Below are 22001 nucleotides of genomic sequence, written 5' to 3'. Positions count from 1 at the left end.
GGCCTCTACTTGCGTTGGTCGTCCACCGTCACGCCCTGAGGCGGGGTAAACTTAAACTTGCTCATATCCACCGCACCGTTCTTCTGGGACTTGAGCTGGTAGCTGCTTTGCTGCCCGTCCTGCTCCACGGCGCCGAACTGGTTGATGGTTCCGTTGTTGCTTACGTTAATGGTGAACTCTTTCAAATTCCCACCGCTACGCTTCGGCGTCAGCACAAAGCTATCACCGTTTTGCCTGATATTATACTGCTGCCAGTCGCTGGACTGATTGCGCGCAATCAGCATAAAAGGAGTATTGCTGGTGGCATCTTTCAGCCAGGTCGCGCTGGCCTGCTCGACAAACGGGTTATAGAACCACAGCGTTTTACCGTCGGAGACCAGCACGCTTTCGTCCGGTGCCGTCATATGCCAGTTAAAGAGATCCGGGCGCTTAACCCACAGCTGACCTTCACCCTCCTGCACTGCCGCGCCGCCCGCGTCCGTCACTTTCTGGGTAAAACTGGCTTCAAAGCTGCTGACTTTATCCAGGCGGCTCTTCAGGTCGCTGGCAGCACTCGCCCAGGCGTGACTCATGACAAACCCCGAGGCCAGGGCACAGGCAATTGCGACTTTCTTCATAATGTTCCCTCAACGTTTCGCCCCCGGTGGGGGTCGTTCTGGCTATCTATGTTGCCGTTTAGCCTGGCGCCTGCCAGCGGAAATGGCTGATTTTCCATTTCTTTACGCAACTTTGCACGGCGCCGACAGGCCAGACCGCCGCTATTCGAACGGCGGCGGAGCCAGCACTTCACGGTTGCCGTTATGGCCCTGCGGGCTGACAATCCCCTGCGCTTCCATCTGTTCGATAATACGCGCCGCGCGGTTATAACCGATGCGGAACTGGCGCTGTACTCCGGAGATCGACGCCTTACGCTTTTCAACCACGAAGGCGACCGCCTGGTCGAACAGCGCATCCAACTCTTCTTCGCCGTCGAAACCGCCGCCGCCACCTTCACCGCCGCCGTCGGAGGTAATACCGTCAACATACTGCGGACGGCCGCGCGCTTTCCAGTCCTGCACTACCGCATGTACTTCCTGGTCGCGCACAAAGGCGCCATGGACGCGCATCGGCATGGTGGAGTTTGGCGCGGCATAGAGCATATCCCCCATCCCCAGCAGCGACTCAGCACCGCCCTGATCGAGGATAGTACGGGAGTCAATTTTACTGGAAACGGTAAAGGCGATACGGGTCGGGATGTTGGCCTTGATCAGACCCGTGATAACATCCACCGACGGACGCTGAGTCGCCAGCACCAGATGAATACCCGCGGCACGCGCTTTCTGGGCCAGACGCGCGATCAGCTCTTCCACCTTCTTGCCTACGGTCATCATCAGATCGGCGAACTCATCCACCAGCACCACGATATAAGGCTCTTTTTTCAGTACCGGATGGGTGGTATCCATGCTGTCGCCCGGCTTCCAGAACGGATCGGGGATAGGACGGCCCATACGCTCGGCCTCTTCCACCCGTTCGTTATATCCGGCCAGGTTACGCACGCCCAGCGCCGACATCAGCTTATAGCGGCGCTCCATCTCGTTAACGCTCCAGCGCAGCGCGTTAGCGGCGTCTTTCATATCGGTGACCACTTCGGTCAGCAGATGTGGAATGCCCTCATAGACCGACAGCTCCAGCATTTTGGGGTCGATCATAATAAAGCGAACCTCTTCCGGCGTCGCTTTATACAGCATACTGATAATCATGGCGTTAACGCCCACCGACTTACCTGAACCGGTAGTACCGGCCACCAGCAGGTGAGGCATTTTCTGGAGATCGGCCACCACAGGATCGCCCGCGATGTCCTTACCCAGTACCACAGACAGCGGCGATTTGCTTTCGCGGAACTTGTCGCAGTCCAGCACTTCTCGCAGGTAGACGGTCTGGCGTTTCTTGTTCGGCAGCTCCAGGCCGACATAGGGTTTACCGGGAATCACCTCCACGACGCGTACCGCCACGGTAGAGAGCGAACGGGCCAGATCGCGCGACAGGTTAGAAATACGCGCGGCCTTCACCCCCGGCGCCAGATTCAGCTCAAAGCGGGTGATGACCGGACCCGGCGAATAGTTCACCACATCGGCCTTAATACGGAAGTCGGCCAGCCGTGCTTCAACCAGGCGCGCCATCTGCTGGAGCGCGAAAGTATCCACGGGTTCGACTTCCGTCGGCGGCGCCGTCAATAGATCGAGGGTCGGCAGCGGCGTCGTTGGCCTATGCAGCGGACGATCGTCTCCATTACGCACCAGGAACGGGTGGATCAGGCTGTCCTGAGGCGGCTGCGCCCCATAGCCCGGCTGTTGCGCCGGTGGCTGCTGAGGCTGTACCGGCTGCTGGGGCTGAGCGCCATAGCCAGGCTGCTGTACCGGCGCCTGCTGAGGCTGTACCGGCGGCTGCGGTTGAGCGCCATAGCCAGGCTGCTGTACCGGCGGCTGCTGAGGTTGTACCGGCGGCTGCGGTTGAGCACCATAGCCAGGCTGCTGTACCGGCGCCTGCTGAGGTTGTACCGGCGGCTGCGGTTCGACCGGTTCAAACAGGGATGCCGGGCGCTGAGGCTGCGGCACAGCGGCAGGCGTAGACGGGTGCTCCTCCTGCTCGCTGCTATAGCGCTGACGCTGGGTTTCGGCGAACTGACGCGCCAGCTCGGCCTGAAGCGCGGCGTCTTCATCGTCGTTTTCATCAATCGTCGCTTCGTCGTGATGATACTCTTCGCCGTAGCGCTGCTGCTGGCTGGCGGCAAACTGGCGGGCCAGCTCATCCTGCTGCATGGCTTCGATCTCATCATCGCTGAGATCGTTGTTCGAAAGTCCGGCCCGGGCGCGCTCTTCGGCCTGGCGCTGGGAAGGCAGCTTAATTCCGTAGGAAGCCAGTTCACGTCGCGTCGGCACGCGCACCCGATTCGGACGCGGCAACTGCGGGCCAATCCCCTCTTTCACCTGAGGACGAGGGGTCCAGGAGGCGGCACTCGCGGCTGACGCCGCCACGCCGGCACCCGCAACGCCTTTCGCCACCTGAGCGGCATGCTGGGGATCCGGCACGGCGGCTCCATCCGGCAGCCCGGCATCGTCAGGCATAAAGGTCGCACCAGGCACTTCCTGGCTAACGTCCGGTCTGGCTGGTTCCGGTTCACGTCCCTGTTCAGGAACAGGCTGATACCAGGCTTCCAGTTGCTCACGTTCACGAGCGCGGCGCGCCTCAACTTCTTCAAAGTGATAGAGCGGCGGACGAGAAGGCTTCACCTCCTCTTCCCCAACCTGCGGCTGTGCTCCGTGCGCTTCAACCTGTGTAGCGCTTTCCAGCGCGGAATCTTGCGGATACTGCTGAGGCTGATGCCAGGGTTCAGACGGTTGAGATTGCGGATACGGCTCCGGCTGATGATACGGCTGGGACTGTTCCGGCTGTAGCTGCGGCTCCTGCTCAGGAGTCTGAGGCGACCAGTGGCTGGTCACTTCGTTCGGTAATTGCTGCGCGGCATGCTGGTAAGGCTGCGCCACCGGGATATTTTCCGGCGCCGGGGCGATAACCGGTTCCGGCGTGACGGTGGTCGGCGCAGGCTCCCAGTTGATAGCGGGCGCGCTCCCGCTTTCCGGAGCAGGCATCTCCACCCGTTGGGTCGAAGGCGCCGCCATCTGCGCCTCGTTCCACTCACTGGCGGGCTGAGCGACGGCGGCCTGGGTAATCGGCTGACCGTTCATCAGCGGGTCGTCCGCGAAGTCAGCGATGGTATGGCCATTCAACAGCGGGTCATCGCTATAGCGTTCCTGTCCGCGATAAGGCGCAGCATCCGCCGCCTGACCGGAAAACAGCGGATCCTCTTCATCCATCCGCTTACCGGAAAAGAGAGCGGCATCGCTTTTGTGCCCTACCGGGTTGGTAAATTTTTCCGCCAGGCGACGGCGGCGAGCCAGTGCCCCCTGCAGAATGCGGGCGCGGCGCGATTTGTTTGACTCCGGCGCCGGCTGCGGGCTCTCTTCGTCGTCGTACTCTTCGTCATCGTACTCGTCATCCTGCCAGGTGTTGTCACGACGGGTTCGGTTACTGGCAAAGGTCAGCACCGTCAGCACCAGGCTGCCCAGCTTTTCGGCAATGTTGACCCAGGACCAGCCGGTGAACAGCGTCAGACCCGCGGCCCAGACGCACAGCAGCGCGATGGTTCCGCCGCTGCTGTTCAGCAGCGGCATCATGGCAGTGCTGAGCAGGCTGCCAATCACGCCGCCAGAGGCAAAGTACCAGATATCATCGGCGTTAATCGCCGCCAGGCCGCAGGAGGTAATAATCAGCGCTAACGCTCCGATAAGGCGCAGCGATATGGCGAAATAATCGATGTAGTCATCGTTATCGCGACGGCGCCAGGCGAAGGCGCAGGCGCCGAGAATAATGATCGGAATAGCCCAGGCCATCACGCCGAAAATGAAAAACAGCGTATCTGCAAGCCAGGCACCGGGTGCCCCGCCCCAGTTATGGATCGGCTCATGCCAGGCGGTCTGAGACCAACTGGGATCGGAGGGATTAAAGCTGAGTAAAGCGACGATCAGGTAGACGGCAAACAGTGCGATCAGCACCAGCAACGCCTCATACAAACGGCGTCCGCTGCTCAGCCTTGTCAATGTGACTTCTTTATCTTCTGTATATTCCTGGCTCAAAAAAAGCTCTCCAGGTTTAAGGGTGCCCGACAACACAGGGGAGGCTTTTTCGGCCTCGCGTCGGTGCGTTGAACCGTTGCAGGAGCAGCCCGTAGCTAAAACGGACAGCAGCGCCAGGCTGCCCCGGCACTGCTGCTGTATGGATTAACAGGAGTGTAATCAAACTACGCCGATTTTGCACCTGCTCCGTATTAGCGGGTCTTAATTACCAGACGATTACTCTGTTTGACCTCTTCCATCACCACATAGGTGCGGGTGTCGTTAACACCTGGAAGGCGCAACAGGGTTTCCCCCAGTAACTTACGATAGGCTGACATATCCGGCACGCGGGTCTTCAACAGATAGTCGAAGTCACCGGAAACCAGATGGCACTCCTGAATTTCTTCGAGTTTCTGAACGGCGGCGTTAAACTGCTCAAATACATCCGGCGCGCCGCGATTCAGAGTAATCTCAACAAATACCAGTAATGATGCATCCAGATAATGCGGATTCAGCAGCGCGGTGTAGCCCTGGATAAAGCCCTGCCGCTCCAGACGACGAACGCGCTCAAGACACGGCGTCGGTGACAGACCCACTCTCTTTGAAAGCTCAACGTTAGAAATTCGCCCGTCCTTCTGCAGCTCATTAAGAATGTTTCGGTCGATGCGGTCGAGATCTTTGCCAGGGCGCTTCTTGCTATCTACCATTATTATTGTCTCTCTGTATTCCTTCCTTCACCTGCCATACCCGTAAACAGTCACTGTTCCGGGTTACGTGAGAAGACCGTTGCCGAAATCACGGCAGCCATCGACATTACCCATGGCGTCTGTCCACGCCATGGGTGCTGGCGATAACCCGGTAAAAGCGCACAACCTCCCTCGCCACGGCAGACGTGGCCTGAACTTACGCGCTATGCTTCCCCAAATGTTTTCGCAAATGCGCAGGTGATTGTCAAAGTAAAACATCGTTTTTTAGTGAAACATGCCAGATATTCATGACCCATTACGATTATTCCTCATTTTTTCACCCCCCTGCCCTGCGTTTTTCACCATTTTTTTCTGCTGATTGCCTGACTTATTGGCGTTGCCTATTACACATATCGTTAACAAAACGGTAATGCTCTTTTTTTGCCGCGACAAATTCCCTACAATCCAGCCCATTGTCAGCCAACGAAAATGAGGATCTCATGGCCACAGCGAAACATTCCCGGCTGCTGATTCTGGGCTCTGGCCCGGCGGGTTATACCGCCGCCGTCTATGCCGCCCGAGCCAATCTGAATCCGGTACTGATCACCGGTATGGAAAAAGGCGGTCAGCTTACCACCACCACCGAGGTGGAAAACTGGCCCGGCGATCCCAGCGGTCTGACCGGCCCTCTGTTGATGGAGCGTATGCATGAACACGCTGAGAAATTCGACACTGAAATTCTCTTCGACCACATCAGCAAGGTGGATCTGCAGAACCGTCCGTTCCGCCTGACTGGAGACAGCGGCGAATACACCTGCGACGCGCTGATTATCGCCACCGGCGCCTCTGCCCGTTACCTGGGTCTGCCCTCTGAAGAGGCCTATAAGGGACGCGGCGTTTCCGCCTGTGCGACCTGCGATGGCTTTTTCTACCGCAACCAGAAAGTCGCCGTCATCGGCGGCGGTAACACGGCCGTGGAAGAGGCGCTGTATCTGTCGAACATCGCTTCCGAGGTGCATCTGATCCATCGCCGCGATAGCTTCCGCGCCGAGAAGATCCTGATCAAACGCCTGATGGATAAAGTGGAGAACGGTAATATTATCCTCCACACCGATCGCACGCTCGACGAAGTCACCGGCGATGAAATGGGCGTCACTGGTCTACGCCTGCTTGATACCAAAGATCCACAGCACAGCGAAGAGCTTGAAGTGATGGGCCTGTTCGTGGCTATCGGCCACAGCCCCAACACAGGGATCTTCGACGGGCAGTTGGATCTGGAAAATGGCTACATCAAGGTGCAGTCCGGTAGCCAGGGTAACGCCACCCAGACCAGCATCCCCGGCGTATTCGCCGCAGGGGACGTGATGGACCATATCTATCGCCAGGCCATTACCTCTGCCGGTACCGGCTGTATGGCCGCGCTGGACGCAGAGCGCTATCTGGATGGGCTGGCCGATAAAGCCTGATTTTCCTCCTGAATGATTAAGGCGGCCTCATAAGGTCGCCTTTCTTTTTGCTGCGATGTAACATTGCGGGGCACAATCGCCGGTCTGGCGAATGGATTTTAATTGACCCCCTGGCTTGCAATGAAAAAGACCCGTCAACAAGAGCTTAGCCGCTGGCTGAAGCAACAGAGCGCTCCCTCCCGACGCTGGCTTAACCTTTCACGTCTGCTGGGCGTTATCAGCGGCCTGTTAATCGTGGCCCAGGCCTGGCTGCTGGCCCGCCTGCTCGACCATATGATCGTCGGCGCAATTCCCTCGGAGGCGCTCCTTTTGCCTTTTGCACTTTTGCTATTGGTGCTGATCCTGCGCGCCTGGGTGGCCTGGTTGCGCGAAAAAGTCGGCTTCCAGGCAGGGCTCCATATCCGTCGCCAGATTCGCCACAAGGTGCTGGATCGTCTGCAGCAGGCGGGACCGGCCTGGATACAGGGCAAACCGGCCGGAAGCTGGGCCACGCTCATCCTTGAGCAGGTCGAGGATATGCACGATTACTACGCCCGCTATCTGCCGCAGATGGCGCTGGCAACGACGATTCCGTTGCTGATTGTGCTGGCGATTCTGCCCTCAAACTGGGCCGCCGCGTTAATTCTGCTGGGTACCGCGCCGCTAATCCCGCTGTTTATGGCGATGGTCGGCATGGGGGCCGCCGATGCTAACCGCCGTAACTTCCTGGCGCTGTCGCGTCTGAGCGGTCATTTTCTCGATCGCCTGCGCGGTATGGAGACCCTGCGCCTGTTTAATCGCGGCGCGGCCGAAACCGACAATATTCGCCACGCCTCTGAAGATTTTCGCAGCCGTACCATGGAAGTGCTGCGTCTGGCGTTCCTCTCGTCCGGCGTGCTGGAGTTCTTCGCCTCGCTCTCTATCGCCCTGGTGGCGGTCTACTTCGGTTTCTCTTACCTGGGGGAACTCAACTTCGGCCATTACGGTACTGGTGTAACCCTGTTTTCCGGCTTTCTGACGCTGATCCTGGCGCCGGAGTTTTTCCAGCCGCTGCGCGATCTGGGCACCTTCTATCACGCTAAAGCCCAGGCGATCGGCGCTGCAGATAGCCTGCAGCAGTTTATGGATTCGCCGCAGCACGCCCCCGAGCACGGTACTCGTACTCTCAATAGCGAAGGCGCCCTTAACCTGGAAGCCCGCGATCTGGTCGTGCTTTCTCCCACCGGCGCACGACTGGCCGGCCCCCTGAACTTTACCCTGAACGCCGGGGCCCGGGTGGCGCTGGTTGGCCAGAGCGGTGCCGGGAAAAGCTCATTACTGAATCTGTTGTCCGGTTTTCTTCCCTATGAAGGTTCCCTGACCGTTAACGGTATTGAACTGCGCGAGCTGGACCCCGACAGCCTGCGCGCCAGACTGAGCTGGCTGGGGCAGAACCCGCGCCTGCCGGGCCGGACCCTGCGCGATAATATTCTGCTGGCCGATCCCACCAACGAAACGCGCCTGAAACAGGCGATTGACGATGCATACGTCAGTGAATTTTTGACCCAGTTACCTCACGGGCTGGACAGCGAACTGGGGGAAAACGCCGCCAGCCTGTCAGTAGGTCAGGCCCAGCGCGTGGCGCTGGCGCGAGCGCTGATCGTCCCCTGCGGTCTGTTGCTGCTGGACGAACCCGTCGCCAGTCTGGACGCCCACAGCGAAGAGCTGGTGATGGCGGCACTCGAGCGGGCCGCACGGCGTCAGACCACCCTGATGGTCACCCACCAGCTCGACGTCCTGCAGACCTGGGATGACATTTGGGTGATGCAGGAGGGCCGGATAGTGCAACAGGGAAACTGGCAACGGCTTGCTCAGGAAGAGGGCCCCTTTGCCCGCCTGCTGGCTCATCGACAGGAGGAAATTTAATATGCGCGCGCTACTGCCCTGGCTTGGCCTGTTCCGCCGTCATAAATGGCGCCTGACGTTAGGCATTTTACTGGCCGTGGTGACGCTACTGGCCAGCATCGGCCTGTTGACCCTTTCCGGCTGGTTTCTTTCCGCCTCGGCGCTGGCCGGTCTTGCCGGGCTTCAGACCTTTAACTACATGCTGCCCGCTGCGGGCGTGCGAGGCGCGGCCATTACCCGTACCGCCGGGCGCTACTTTGAACGTCTGGTCAGCCATGACGCGACCTTCCGCATTCTGCAACACCTGAGGGTAACCCTGTTCAGCCGCCTGCTGCCGCTCTCGCCCGGTGGTCTGCGCCGCTTCCGCCAGGGAGATCTCCTGAATCGCCTGGTCGCGGATGTCGACGCGCTGGATCATCTCTATCTACGGGTCATCTCACCGCTGGTCGGCGCGCTGGTCGTGATTATTCTGGTTACCTTCGGCCTGAGCTGGGTGAATCTGACCCTGGCGCTCACCCTCGGGGGCATTATGCTGCTAACGCTGCTGCTGTTGCCGCCGCTGTTCTGGCGCGCCGGGCGTCCGATTGGCGAATCTCTGACTCATCTGCGCGGCGAATATCGTCAACAGCTTATCGCCTGGTTGCACGGACAGGCGGAGCTGTCGTTGTTTGGCGCCAGCCAGCGCTGGCGCGATGAAATGACCGATACCGAGCAGCGCTGGCTTGACGCCCAACGCCGCCAGGCCGGGCTTACCGCGCTGTCCCAGAGTCTGATGCTGCTGACCGGCGGTCTGACCATGCTGCTGATTTTGTGGCTTGCCGGGGCGGGCGTCGGCAGCCAACAGCCTCCTGGCGCGCTGATTGCCCTGTTTGTCTTCTGCGCGTTGGCAGCCTTTGAAGCCCTGGCCCCCATCACCGGCGCCTTCCAGCACCTGGGGCAGACCATTGCTTCCGCCCTGCGCCTCTCTCAGGTGACGGAACAGAAGCCAACGGTCACCTTTCCGGACGCTCCGACCACGCCGCCGAACCAGCCTTCCCTGAATCTGGAAAATGTCAGCTTCGCCTGGCCGGAACAGCAGCGCAATGCGCTGGAGTCGGTCTCGCTACAGGTCGCTCCCGGCGAGCATATTGCCATTCTGGGGCGGACCGGCTGCGGGAAATCCACGCTGCTAAGCTTACTCACGCGAGCCAGCGATCCCGATAGCGGGGAAATTCGTCTGGGCGAACGCCTACTGCGTGATTACGACGAAGCCAGCCTACGGGCGGCCATCAGCGTCGTTCCCCAGCGCCCCTGGCTGTTCAGCGCCACCCTGCGCGATAACCTGCTGCTCGCCAGCCCTCAGGCTGATGACGAAACCCTGTCCGCCATATTGACCCGCGTCGGGCTGGCAGGATTGCTACAGGACCAGGGACTCAACGCCTGGCTCGGTGAAGGGGGCCGCCAGCTGTCCGGCGGCGAACTACGGCGTCTGGGCATCGCCCGTGCGCTGCTGCATAATGCGCCGCTGGTGCTAATGGACGAACCGACAGAGGGACTGGATGCCGCCACCGAGCGCCAGATCCTGGCTCTACTGCGCGACCTTTGCGCCGACAAAACGCTACTGATGGTGACTCATCGCCTGCACGGCTTGTCGGCTTTCGATCGTATTGTGGTGATGGATGACGGGCATATTGTCGAGCAGGGCTCCCACGAGACACTGCTGGCCAGCGGTGGACGCTACACGCAGTTTCATCGCCGTCTCCAGGCTATGATTTAACTATTCTTTGGGGTCCGGAGGTTATTGACTATGCGTCTGGTTCAGCTTTCCCGCCATATCCTCGACTTCCCGTCGCCGGAAGCGGCGCTACGCGAACCCAACGGCCTGCTGGCGCTGGGCGGCGATCTCAGTCCGGCGCGCCTGATGCTGGCCTACCGACGCGGCATTTTCCCCTGGTATTCGCCAGGGGATCCCATTTTGTGGTGGTCCCCCGATCCGCGAGCCGTGCTGGACCCCCGGGAGTTCCACGTCAGCCGCAGCTTTCGCCGCTTTTTAAATCATACCAACTTTCGGGTAACGCTGAACCATGACTTCGCTGGCGTGATCGACGGCTGCGCCAGCCAACGCGAAGAAGGCACCTGGATTACTCCGGAAGTCAGCGTGGCCTGGCAGCAGCTACATCAGTTAGGCCATGCCCATTCGGTGGAGGTCTGGCAGGACGATCGACTGGTTGGCGGACTCTATGGCGTGGCGCTGGGGGCGCTGTTCTGCGGTGAGTCGATGTTCAGCCGCCGGGAAAATGCCTCTAAAACCGCCCTGTTCCACTTCTGTCGCTATTTTTTAGCCCGCGGCGGTTGCCTTATCGACTGCCAGGTTCTGAATGCTCACACGGCCTCTCTGGGCGCCAAAGAGATCCCCCGTAGCCTCTATCTGCGGCTGCTGGAAAACCTTTATCCACAACAACCGGACCTGCGCTGCTGGCTTCCCCAGACACTTTTGCCCTGTAGGATTTAATGTTCTGCCCATCTTCCCTCACTCCATGTTATAATTGTGGTCGCAGAACGCAGAGTAAGCTTTGCCCATTGCCCGCATCTCTTTGGGATCAGTCTGGTAACGCCCCACCGCTTATCACTCCGCCCCTTTCATTGCCGCCAGCGTAAAAAACGCGCTGTTGGACGTGGGTCATCGGCAGAACAGACTTTGCTGAGCGCAATTTCTTTACATGACAGGTGAACTTCGGCATTATCTTGCCGGTTCAAACTATGGTAGTGATATCCCGAGGATTAGATGGCCAAAGAAGACAATATTGAAATGCAGGGCACCGTTCTGGACACGCTGCCTAACACCATGTTTCGCGTAGAGCTGGAAAACGGTCACGTCGTTACCGCGCATATCTCCGGTAAAATGCGTAAAAACTATATCCGTATTCTGACGGGTGACAAAGTGACTGTGGAACTGACTCCGTACGACCTGAGCAAAGGCCGCATTGTCTTCCGTAGTCGCTAACAGAATTCTTCTCTGTTGCGCCAACGGTTACGCGACAGGTTATCAATAAAAACAAAAGGCCGGGCGCATTGCCCGGCCTTTTTTATGCCTTCCGTTCGCTTAGTGCGCCGCTTCCGCCTTGTGCTTCTGTGCGCTCTGGAAATCATATTCCAGCCGGTCTTCCGGCTTATTAAGCGTTACCGTGACCTGTCCGCCGTTCACCAGCGAACCGAACAGCAGCTCGTTGGCCAGCGGCTTCTTCAGGTTGTCCTGAATCACACGGGCCATTGGACGCGCGCCCATGGCACGGTCATAGCCTTTTTCCGCCAGCCAGTCGCGGGCTTCCTGCGCCACTTCCAGCGAAACGCCTTTCGCATCCAACTGGGCCTGGAGCTCGACAATAAACTTGTCGACTACCTGGTGGATCACCTCAGTCGTCAAACTCTCGAACCAGATAATGTTGTCCAGACGGTTGCGAAACTCCGGCGTAAAGATCTTTTTGATCTCCTCCATCGCATCGGTACTGTTGTCCTGCTGAATCAGGCCGATGGATTTACGCTCGGTTTCACGCACCCCGGCGTTGGTGGTCATCACCAGTACCACATTGCGGAAATCCGCCTTGCGGCCATTGTTATCGGTCAGAGTCCCGTTATCCATTACCTGTAGCAGCAGGTTAAAGACATCCGGATGCGCTTTTTCGATCTCATCGAGCAGCAGTACCGCATGGGGATGTTTAATCACCGCGTCGGTCAGCAGTCCACCCTGATCGTAACCCACGTAACCCGGAGGCGCACCGATCAGACGACTGACGGTGTGGCGCTCCATATATTCCGACATATCGAAGCGCAACAGCTCAATGCCCAGCGATTTGGCGAGTTGCACCGTGACCTCGGTTTTCCCGACCCCGGTCGGACCGGCAAACAGGAAAGAGCCTACTGGCTTATGTTCGTGGCCCAGACCGGCACGGCTCATCTTGATCGCCTCGGTCAGCGCCTCGATAGCGTTGTCCTGACCAAAGACCAGCATCTTCAGACGGTCACCCAGATTTTTCAGGGTATCGCGGTCGCTGGCGGAGATGCTTTTCTCCGGAACTCTGGCGATGCGGGCCACGACCGACTCGATATCCGCCACATTCACGGTTTTACGACGCTTACTAACCGGCAACAGACGGCAGCGCGCCCCCGCCTCATCAATCACATCGATAGCCTTGTCCGGCAGGTGACGATCGTTGATGTATTTCACCGACAGCTCCACAGCGGCCCGTACCGCTCGCGCGGTGTAGCGCACATCGTGGTGAGCTTCGTACTTCGGCTTCAGGCCGGTCAGGATCTGCACCGTCTCATCAATGGACGGCTCAGTAATATCGATCTTCTGGAAACGACGCGCCAGCGCACGATCCTTTTCAAAGATATTGCTGAATTCCTGATAGGTGGTGGAACCAATCACCCGAATTCTACCGCTGGACAGCAGCGGTTTAATCAGGTTAGCGGCATCCACCTGGCCGCCAGAAGCAGCGCCTGCGCCGATGATGGTGTGAATCTCATCGATAAACAGGATGCTGTTGCTATCCTGCTCCAGTTGCTTAAGCAGCGCCTTAAAGCGTTTTTCAAAGTCGCCACGATATTTGGTGCCAGCCAGCAGCGAACCAATATCCAGCGAATAGAGCGTACAATCGGCCATGACTTCCGGCACATCGCCCTGGACGATACGCCAGGCAAGCCCTTCGGCGATGGCGGTCTTACCTACGCCAGACTCCCCTACCAGCAGCGGGTTATTCTTACGGCGGCGGCACAGCACCTGGATGGTACGCTCCAGCTCCTTATCACGGCCGATCAGCGGGTCGATACCGCCCACCCGGGCAAGCTGATTGAGATTGGTGGTGAAGTTCTCCATGCGCTCCTCCCCGCCTGCCTGCTCATCATTGACCGGATTCTCCGCTGAGTTTCCGCTTTGGTTTGGTTCGTCTTTGCGCGTACCGTGCGAAATAAAATTCACCACGTCGAGACGGCTGACTTCGTGTTTGCGCAGCAGATAGGCCGCCTGGGACTCCTGCTCGCTAAAGATGGCAACCAGTACATTGGCGCCAGTCACCTCGCTGCGTCCGGAAGACTGAACGTGGAATACTGCCCGCTGCAGCACTCGCTGAAAGCTGAGTGTCGGCTGGGTATCTCGCTCTTCCACGCTTTCCGGCAGCACCGGGGTGGTTTGTTCGATGAAGGCTTCGAGTTCCTGCCGTAGCGCCACCAGATCCACGGAGCAGGCTTCCAGCGCCTCCCGGGCCGATGGGTTGCTGAGTAACGCCAGCAACAGATGCTCGACGGTCATAAACTCATGTCGGTGCTCGCGCGCTCTGGCGAAAGCCATATTTAAACTGAGTTCCAGTTCTTGATTGAGCATAGGGCACCCCCCTCAAATTGTCTGCCTTTTCAGGCCTGTTCCAGCGTACACAGCAACGGATGCTCATTCTCCTTCGCATATTTGTTCACCATCGCAACCTTGGTTTCCGCCACCTCAGCGGTGAAAACACCGCAGATGGCCTTGCCCTGATAGTGAACCGCAAGCATCAGTTGCGTTGCACGTTCTACATCATAAGAAAAGAACTTTTGTAGCACGTCAATCACAAATTCCATTGGCGTGTAATCGTCGTTCACCAATATAACTTTATACATAGATGGCGGCTTTAGCGCTTCGCGCGCTTTTTCATCCACCAGATGGTCAAATTCCAACCAGTCGTTTGTCTTACCCATCGCCAGTCATCATCATTCGGTTAAAATTCAGGCAGAAAATCATCTACCCCTTCGCCGGAGTGTAGTGCCCTGAAGCCCAGACGCCACCGGGTTTTCTCCGCGTTTTGCAGCCAGGCGCGACCCGTGTCACATTAATGCCAATAGCGTTAACTGCTTCAAATTTTGACGCATTTTTGCGTCTTCCTCCCACCTGGATGCTTGACCCTGTGTTGAATTTATCTACATTGTCTAATCGTGAGTTGGCGAGGTTTTGAACAACCCGGGCTCACCCACCGGTTGATTCCATCTTACTTAATATAAAAGCTATGAAGGATGTCGAAGCATGGAAACGGGTACTGTTAAATGGTTCAATAACGCCAAAGGGTTTGGGTTCATCTGCCCTGAAGGCGGCGGCGAAGATATTTTCGCTCACTATTCCACCATCCAGATGGATGGTTACAGGACGCTCAAAGCCGGGCAAGCCGTCCGGTTCGATGTACATCAGGGCCCTAAAGGCAACCATGCCAGCGTCATCGTGCCTGTCGAAGCCGAAGCGGTCGCGTAACGCTTAAGACTTTATTGTGTACATCCCCGAAACAAAATGCCAGCCCGGGCGGCTGGCATTTTTATATCCTTACAGATAACGGCCCTTTATTCCCGCGCCAGGGCATCCACCGGATTTAACCTCGCCGCCCGCCGTGCCGGCAGCCAGCCAAACAGCACGCCCGTTAACGTCGAGCACAGAAACGCCATCATCAGCGCCAGCGGCGAAAAGCCTGGTGCCCAGTCCGGCAGCGCCACCTGCAACAACAGCGCAATCAATAGCGACAGCCCGACGCCCAGCGCCCCGCCGACCAGACAAACCAGCACCGATTCGATCAGGAACTGCCGCAGTACATCGCCCGCCCGAGCCCCCACCGCCATCCGGATGCCAATCTCCCGGGTGCGTTCAGTCACCGAAACCAGCATGATGTTCATCACGCCGATACCGCCCACCAGCAGCGAAATCACCGCTACCAGCGTCAGAAACAGCTGTAATGTAGCTGTGGTCCTTTCCGCCGTTTTCAAGAGCTCGTCCATGTTATAAGTGAAAAAATCTCGCTTACCATGGCGCAATTCCAGCAGGCTGGCTACCTGACGCTCCGCTTCATCGCTGGGATAGCCTTCTTTCACCCGCACGGTGATATTATTCAGCCAGCTCTGGCCCGTCACCCGTCCGGTCATGGTGCTCCAGGGAAGCCAGACCCGCAGCACTTTGCTGCTGCCAAACATCGACTGTTTCTCTTCCGCCACGCCAATAATAGTCGCGGGCATATTACCCACCAGAATCACCTCTCCCAACACGCTGGCGCGATCGGGAAACAACTGGCGCCGGGTGTTGCTGTCAACCACCACCACCTGAGCGCGGGAGTCCAGCTGTGCCTGGTTGAAGGTTCCCCCTTCGCTAAAGCCCATGCCGTAAACATCGAAATACTGGCTGCTCACGCCATTAACGCTGGCGGCGGCATCCTTACTGCCGTAGCGTACCCGCAGGTTTTTCGATACCGACGGCGTGGCGGAACTGACCCACGACTGGCGACTGATGGCCACCATATCGTCATAGCTGAGAGACTGCTGGTACTGGGGATCGTCATCACCGAAATCGCGGCCGGGGTAAACGTCGATGGTGTTGGTGCCAATAGAACGAATATCGGCCAGCACCCGCTGCTGGGCAGCATCCCCTACCACCACGATAGAAACCACAGAGGCGATACCAATAATGATGCCCAGCATGGTCAGCAGCGTGCGCATCTTATTGGCCGCCATGGCCAGCCACGCCATGCGCAGGGACTCCTGAAACGCAGGCAGCAACCGCCAGGCGCTGGCGGGAATATGCGGCTCGGGGCGAGAGGCCGCTTCGCGGGACAGCGGAGGTGGATTACTGACAATTTCGCCGTCGCGGATCTCGATAATTCGCTCCGCCTGAGCCGCTACTTCCGGATCGTGGGTCACAATAATCACCGTATGGCCGCGATCGCGCAGCTGACGCAGGGTCGCCATCACTTCCGCGCTGGAGTGGCTGTCCAGCGCCCCGGTGGGTTCATCCGCCAGGATCACCTGGCCGCCATTCATCAACGCCCTGGCGATACTGACGCGCTGCTGCTGGCCGCCGGAAAGCTGAGTGGGTTGATAATCCACCCGCTCCTCAAGCCCCAGCCGGGACAACAGCTCGCGCGCCCGCTTCTGGCGCTGGGCGACCGGCGTCCCGGCATAGATAGCGGGGACCTCCACATTCTGGCTGGCGCTCAGGTGCGACAGCAGATGATAGCGCTGGAAGATAAAACCGAAATGCTCACGCCGCAGACGGGCCAGTTGGTCGCCATCAAGCTGCGCCACATCCACGCCCGCCACCCGGTAATGTCCAGCGCTGGGGGTATCCAGGCAGCCCAGGATGTTCATCAGCGTCGACTTACCGGAGCCGGATGCCCCCATAATCGCCACCATCTCACCGGCTTCGATGCTGAGCGTTATCCCCTTCAGGACTTCAATACGCCCCTCGCCGGAAGGATAACTGCGGCGGATATCCTCCAGCTCAAGCAGCGCACTCATCGGGCGTCTCCCTCGCGGCGGCCGGTCACCACTTCATCGCCCTCTTTCAGGCCATCCACCACTTCCACCTGGGTATCGTTACGCTGGCCGATGGTAATTTCACGCGAGCGGGTCTCACCGTTACGCAGCAGCGTAACCCGAAAGCGATTATTGCCGATGGGCTCACCGAGCGCGCTCTGGGGAATAGCGATAACATCGCTTTTCCCGTTCAGCTGAATATGAACCTGGGCGGTCATCTCCAGGCGCAGCACCCCCTGCGGGTTAGGCACTTCGAAGCGGGCATTGTAGAAAATGGCGTCGTTGACTTTCTCCGGGGTCGGCAGAATGTCCTTTAACTTCCCTTCGTAACGGGTCTGGGGATCGCCCATTACCGTGAACCAGGCTTTCAGTCCCGGGCGCAGGTGAATAACATCCGCTTCGGAAACCTGAGCATTCACCAGCATAGTGCTCATATCCGCCAGGGTCAGGATATTCGGCGCCTGCTGGGCGGCGATAACCGTCTGCCCCTGCTGCGTGGTTACCTTAGTCACCTCGCCCGCCATCGGCGCCAGAATACGGGTGTACTCCAGATTGGTGCGCGCCGTATCCAGAGAGGCCTGATTACGCTGGATTTGCGCATCGATAGTACCGATCTGCGCCTGCTTCACGGCCAGGTCGGTTTGCGCGCTGTCCAGATCCTGGCGGGAAACCAGCTGACGGCGGGCCAGCTCTCGCTGGCGCGCCAGGGTTACCCGGGAGAGCCGCATTTCGGCCTCGGCCTGACCGCGCTGGGCCCGCAGCTCTTTCAGGGTCGCTTCCACTTCTTTGATCTGGTTTTCCGCCTGTTCAGGATCGATGATTCCCAACAGTTGATCCTTCTTAACCCGGGAGCCTACGTCCACCTTCAGCGTCCTGAGCTGACCGCTGACCTGGGCGCCCACGTCCACCTTGCTGAGCGCATCGAGCTTACCGGTTGCCAGCACGCTCTGCTGTAGTTCGCCTTTGCGTACGATTAGCGTCTGATACTGGGGTACTGGCGCATTGAGCGTTTTCCATACCCATACTCCCCCAATTACCAGCAGCAGTATCAGTGCTATATAGCGTTTTTTCATTTTTCCCTTAAACATAATCGCATCCTGATGGCGGGCCAGAACTACCAATAAGTTCGATAATATAAACCGTTTATCAACATCGGTGCACTACATGATAAAGCCTGGCAGCCGTTGCATAAAAGTTGAGGAACGCGATGCCTTAATAGCGCTATTCCCTGACTCACGACGATCCAACAGTTATGCCACAGATTGCAGTTTCTTCACGGAGCGCCGATACGCCGGTACACAGCTGGCAACTCTTCCTGGCTCTGAGCCAGGGCCGTTATCAACCCGGCCCGACCTGGCGCAAGCCTGGCTGGCGTCGTAAATTTATTTTGCGCTCGCTGGCGATGCCGCTGGCGACGGCGCGCCTGCTGAACGGTCTGACACAACTGCCTCAGGCAAACACGCTATTACAGGCCCAACCCTGCCTTCCCTGCCGGTTACATCGACCATGGCTGATGGCATCGGGCATGGGGCGATCCCGGGTACTGGACGCCATTTTCTTTCACTATCAACAGATGAATCACACCCTGCCCCGAGAGGCAATGCAGGATTATCTTTCGCCCCTGGGCTGGACCCTGGCCTGGCTGGAAGGTAAAGATGGCGAACCTTACCGGCTGGCGCTCAGCGCCGACTGTGATTTGGATAAAGAGGGCGAGGCGACGTTAGCGCTCTATGACTCTCAGGATATCGCGCTGGCGCAGTTGACGTTCACCCTGTGCCGCTGGGACGGTATTACCACGCTGTTTATTGGCGGCTTACAGGGAGCCAAGGCCCGGCTCGGCCATGGCCATATTCAGAAAGCGACCCGCCAGTGCCATGGGCTGTTTCCCAAGCGACTGGTGCTTGAGGCCGCACGCCAGGTAGCTTTGCGTCTGGGCGCCCGCCAGATTCTGGCGGTCAGTAATCACACCCATATTTACCGCAGTTGGCGCTATCGCCTGAGCAAGCGCAGCGTCTTTCTGGCCGACTATGACGCCTTCTGGCGCGAGATGGGGGGCGAGCCCGGGCAGGAAGGCCATTTTCTGCTGCCGCTCACCACGCTGCGCCGCCCGCTGGCGGATATAGTCAGTAAAAAACGGGCCGAATATCGCCGCCGTTATGCCCTGCTCGACGCCATGAACGCGGCGCTGGAACAGAGCTTCATGGCCACTGACGCTTAATCGGCCCGTCCGTGCGCCAGCCACATCACCCGCGAAAACATACCGCGCAGCAACGAGGGAACCGAATCCGTGCCGCGGCGCCCGGCCTCCAGCGCGACCTCGATGGCCAGATCGGGCTTCGAGGAGCGATGAATAGCCCGGGTAATCACCCGGCGCATATTCATCGCCACGCCATCCGGCACCTGCGCCACCCGGTGATAGATCTCACTGAAACCTTCTCGATACATAAAGTGTTCCAGATCGCGGGCCGGTAGCTGCGTCAGGTGCTCGCGTTCGCGGCGGCGGTCGTTATCCAGCAGGCCGCGTACCGTGGCGGCATACTTCTTACCCGCTTCATCGCCGTCCGCCAGTACGTGCCACTCAATCCCCATGCGGCGGGCGAATTTAATCAGCGGACGCAGGCCACACTGGGCAAACTCAATCACCTTCACCCCTTCGGCGTCAAAATGGTGGCCGCACTGACGCGCAAGTTCGTTCATCACCCAGACTTCGGTTTCACCTTCCACCAGTAGCCAGCAGCGGGCAAACAGCGAAGAGGGTCGATTAAGTCGAATATGAAAAGCGATACGGCGACCGTCTTCGGCATTCATTCCATCCGGCCCCAGGCGCCAGGCGGCTACCCGCCCGGAATCGCGCACCAGTCGACAGACCTGCTGCACCGGCGTCAGGGAAAGCAGCTCGCCGGAGTTGGTGGTGGCAATCTTCTGTAACGGCAGCAGATTAAGCAGATGCCAGGCCACCGACAACATAATAGGATGCAGCCGGGTTTCCGGATCCTCCACTACCACCAGAGGTCGCGCATCACGATCGAGACGCACGCTGCCCCGGGATTGCAGCAGCGTGGAAAACATCCCCAACAGAATAATGCGTTGATTACGACTGTGAGGCTTGTCGAGCATGCGATTAATCAGATCGAGATAGCGCCAGCTGCGGCGTTCATCGTGAGAGCGACGACGCATCAGGCGTTCACGGGCCTGGGTGGTGCCCTGCTCGCTGAAGTAATGTTCCAGCAGTTGCGTCATGGCCGACAGTCCCTGGCGCAGCTGTTCATCGGTCAGTACCTGTGGGCGTGAGGCCAGCTCCCGGGCCAGATCGGCAAACTGACGGGCGGAGCCTTCCAGTTCCGGCTCCCGGGAGACATTGCCTTCACGTAGCCGACGGCTGAAACGCGCATCTCGCAGGCGCAGAACCGGGTTCAGGCGTACCACCTGACGCGCTATCCGATCGATATCGCCCAGCGCCATCGGCTCGCCCTGAGAATTAAGAAAACTGCGCAGGGTCATCACCGTACCGTCTCCCGCCAGCTCCCCTTCCAGACGGTAAAAAATACGCCGGTAGTCATCGTCGCTGGTGACCCACACCGGCGCCAGCGCCCGATAGCGTCGCCCGGGAACTCTGCCTGGCATTGAGGAACGAAAGGTCAGGATAATATGCAAGTGACGTTCACGTTCCTGCATCTCGCCCGGCGGGAAGTGAAAGTCGCCAGAGACAAAATGATAGAGATCATCGCGGGGCGAAAGCAGCAGCGTCAGGGCATCCAGCAAGCTGGACTTCCCCCATGCGTTCTCACCGATCAGGACGTTGTCCTGTTCCAGGTGTAGCGACAGGCGATTAATGCCACGGAAACCCACCACCTCCACGCGCTCAAGAAACATACTCCCTCCCGATGACACTGATGCCTGTTTTTACTGGAGTATAGCGATAAGCCTGCACCTAAGGTATCCCGGGAATAGCGATAACTCAGACCTTTCTTCCAGGAATAAACCCGATATTAAGTGGACAGTAATCATTATTTTTTTGTGGTATTTCAGAAAAGTTCAGAATTTACCCCAGGAAATATCGCGCAATAAAGTTTCTATTCTATACTTACCTCATTGATTCCTGGCCAAAGGAATAAATCGCATTGTTTTAAATCAAATAACCTGGATATATTACGCTGGTTCAGGAAGGACGAAGTTTTTAAAATTACGCGGCTCGATTCTACGTCACCTTCCTGATGACGAGATCGGTGGCGAGCGCCGCCCGTTATTTTTCAGTCGAACGGCAATCGTCTTTGAATAATTACATAGAGGTAAATATGTTCAGAAAATTAGCAGCCGAGTTCTTCGGAACCTTTTGGTTGGTTTTCGGTGGCTGTGGTAGTGCGGTACTGGCGGCAGCCTATCCGCAATTAGGGATTGGTTTTGTCGGTGTGGCGCTGGCATTTGGTCTGACGGTATTAACCATGGCCTATGCGGTTGGCCATATTTCCGGCGGCCATTTTAACCCGGCGGTGACCCTGGGCCTGTGGGCCGGCGGTCGTTTCCCGGCCAAAGAGGTGATTGGCTATATTATCGCTCAGGTTATCGGCGGTATCGCCGCAGCGGCTATTCTCTGGATTATCGCCAGTGGAAAAGCAGGCTTCGATGCGGCAGCCAGCGGTTTTGCCTCTAACGGCTTTGGCGAACACTCTCCCGATCACTACTCTATGCTGGCGGCCATCGTCATTGAAATCGTGCTGACCTGCGGCTTCCTGATTGTGATTCACGGCGCGACGGACAAACTGGCTCCGGCGGGCTTTGCGCCTATCGCCATCGGTCTGGCGCTGACCCTGATTCACCTGATCAGCATTCCGGTTACCAACACTTCCGTAAACCCGGCACGTAGCACTGCCGTCGCCATCTTCCAGGGCGGCTGGGCGCTGCAGCAGCTGTGGCTGTTCTGGGTCATGCCGATTATCGGCGGTATCCTGGGTGGCCTGATTTATCGCACCCTGCTGGAAAAACGCGACTAATTATCGCTCTCCCGAAGCCCGGCTAAACGCCGGGCTTCTTTCTGTCCG

16 protein-coding genes are annotated in these 22001 nt (G+C 58.3%); 8 read left to right on the top strand and 8 right to left on the bottom strand.

All coding sequences use genetic code 11. The features are described from left to right. Positions 1-5: 5 nt before the first annotated feature. From lolA to lrp, 3 genes are all read right to left on the bottom strand, one after another. Positions 6-617 carry an outer membrane lipoprotein chaperone LolA gene (gene lolA / locus SCU88_RS08680; protein WP_175339762.1) on the bottom strand — a complete coding sequence of 204 codons (612 nt, stop codon included), beginning with the start codon at positions 615-617 and terminating at the stop codon, positions 6-8. A gap of 141 nt (positions 618-758) precedes the next feature. After that, positions 759-4673 carry a DNA translocase FtsK gene (gene ftsK / locus SCU88_RS08675; protein ID WP_175339761.1) on the bottom strand — a complete coding sequence of 1305 codons (3915 nt, stop codon included), beginning with the start codon at positions 4671-4673 and terminating at the stop codon, positions 759-761. A gap of 191 nt (positions 4674-4864) precedes the next feature. Further along, positions 4865-5359: a leucine-responsive transcriptional regulator Lrp gene (gene lrp, locus SCU88_RS08670; protein ID WP_000228469.1), complete on the bottom strand. Its 495-nt coding sequence runs from the start codon at positions 5357-5359 to the stop codon at positions 4865-4867. A 479-nt stretch (positions 5360-5838) separates the two neighbouring features. Between lrp and trxB the strand changes: the two genes are divergently transcribed. From trxB to infA, 5 genes are all read left to right on the top strand, one after another. After that, positions 5839-6804: a thioredoxin-disulfide reductase gene (gene trxB / locus SCU88_RS08665; protein ID WP_168198801.1), complete on the top strand. Its 966-nt coding sequence runs from the start codon at positions 5839-5841 to the stop codon at positions 6802-6804. A gap of 120 nt (positions 6805-6924) precedes the next feature. Then, positions 6925-8688, top strand: coding sequence for a heme ABC transporter permease/ATP-binding protein CydD (gene cydD, locus SCU88_RS08660; RefSeq protein WP_175339760.1), 1764 nt, complete (start codon positions 6925-6927; stop codon positions 8686-8688). Position 8689: 1 nt separating this feature from the next. Then, entirely contained in the window at positions 8690-10423 is a 1734-nt protein-coding gene (gene cydC / locus SCU88_RS08655; RefSeq protein WP_175339759.1) for a heme ABC transporter ATP-binding protein/permease CydC, read from the top strand. Between the two features lie 30 nt (positions 10424-10453). Further along, entirely contained in the window at positions 10454-11158 is a 705-nt protein-coding gene (gene aat / locus SCU88_RS08650) for a leucyl/phenylalanyl-tRNA--protein transferase (RefSeq protein WP_138096599.1), read from the top strand. 273 nt (positions 11159-11431) lie between these two features. Beyond that, positions 11432-11650: a translation initiation factor IF-1 gene (infA, locus tag SCU88_RS08645; protein WP_002211347.1), complete on the top strand. Its 219-nt coding sequence runs from the start codon at positions 11432-11434 to the stop codon at positions 11648-11650. A gap of 99 nt (positions 11651-11749) precedes the next feature. On the opposite strand, the gene clpA is transcribed toward infA, so the two are convergent. Continuing rightward, the gene (clpA, locus tag SCU88_RS08640) at positions 11750-14026 is read right to left on the bottom strand and encodes an ATP-dependent Clp protease ATP-binding subunit ClpA (protein ID WP_175339758.1); all 2277 of its coding nucleotides are present in this window, start codon (positions 14024-14026) and stop codon (positions 11750-11752) included. 29 nt (positions 14027-14055) lie between these two features. Then, positions 14056-14376 (bottom strand): ATP-dependent Clp protease adapter ClpS, encoded by a 321-nt coding sequence (clpS, locus tag SCU88_RS08635; protein WP_175339757.1) that lies wholly within the window; start codon positions 14374-14376, stop codon positions 14056-14058. A 322-nt stretch (positions 14377-14698) separates the two neighbouring features. On the opposite strand from clpS, the gene cspD reads away from it, so the two are divergent. After that, positions 14699-14920 (top strand): cold shock-like protein CspD, encoded by a 222-nt coding sequence (gene cspD / locus SCU88_RS08630; RefSeq protein WP_138096596.1) that lies wholly within the window; start codon positions 14699-14701, stop codon positions 14918-14920. Positions 14921-15006: 86 nt separating this feature from the next. Here cspD and macB read toward each other — a convergent pair whose 3' ends face one another. Further along, a complete protein-coding gene (gene macB, locus SCU88_RS08625; RefSeq protein ID WP_175339756.1) occupies positions 15007-16944 on the bottom strand; it encodes a macrolide ABC transporter ATP-binding protein/permease MacB in 1938 nt (645 codons plus the stop codon). Further along, positions 16941-18050 (bottom strand): macrolide transporter subunit MacA, encoded by a 1110-nt coding sequence (macA, locus tag SCU88_RS08620; RefSeq protein WP_431810112.1) that lies wholly within the window; start codon positions 18048-18050, stop codon positions 16941-16943. The genes macB and macA overlap by 4 nt, the downstream gene beginning before the upstream one ends. 164 nt (positions 18051-18214) lie before the next feature. Here macA and SCU88_RS08615 point away from each other — a divergent pair, with 164 nt between their 5' ends. Beyond that, positions 18215-19180 carry a DUF535 family protein gene (locus SCU88_RS08615; protein WP_175339755.1) on the top strand — a complete coding sequence of 322 codons (966 nt, stop codon included), beginning with the start codon at positions 18215-18217 and terminating at the stop codon, positions 19178-19180. Here SCU88_RS08615 and SCU88_RS08610 read toward each other — a convergent pair. Then, positions 19177-20835 carry a DUF2813 domain-containing protein gene (locus SCU88_RS08610; protein WP_175339754.1) on the bottom strand — a complete coding sequence of 553 codons (1659 nt, stop codon included), beginning with the start codon at positions 20833-20835 and terminating at the stop codon, positions 19177-19179. The genes SCU88_RS08615 and SCU88_RS08610 overlap by 4 nt on opposite strands. A 422-nt stretch (positions 20836-21257) precedes the next feature. On the opposite strand from SCU88_RS08610, the gene aqpZ reads away from it, so the two are divergent. After that, positions 21258-21953, top strand: coding sequence for an aquaporin Z (aqpZ, locus tag SCU88_RS08605; RefSeq protein WP_138096592.1), 696 nt, complete (start codon positions 21258-21260; stop codon positions 21951-21953). Positions 21954-22001 lie beyond the last annotated feature (48 nt).

This window comes from Jejuibacter sp. L23 (assembly GCF_050815825.1).
Lineage (GTDB): Bacteria > Pseudomonadota > Gammaproteobacteria > Enterobacterales > Enterobacteriaceae > Jejubacter > Jejubacter calystegiae.
The sequence above is the reverse complement of the archived record's forward strand: the minus strand, read 5'-3'. Positions and strand labels throughout refer to the sequence as shown.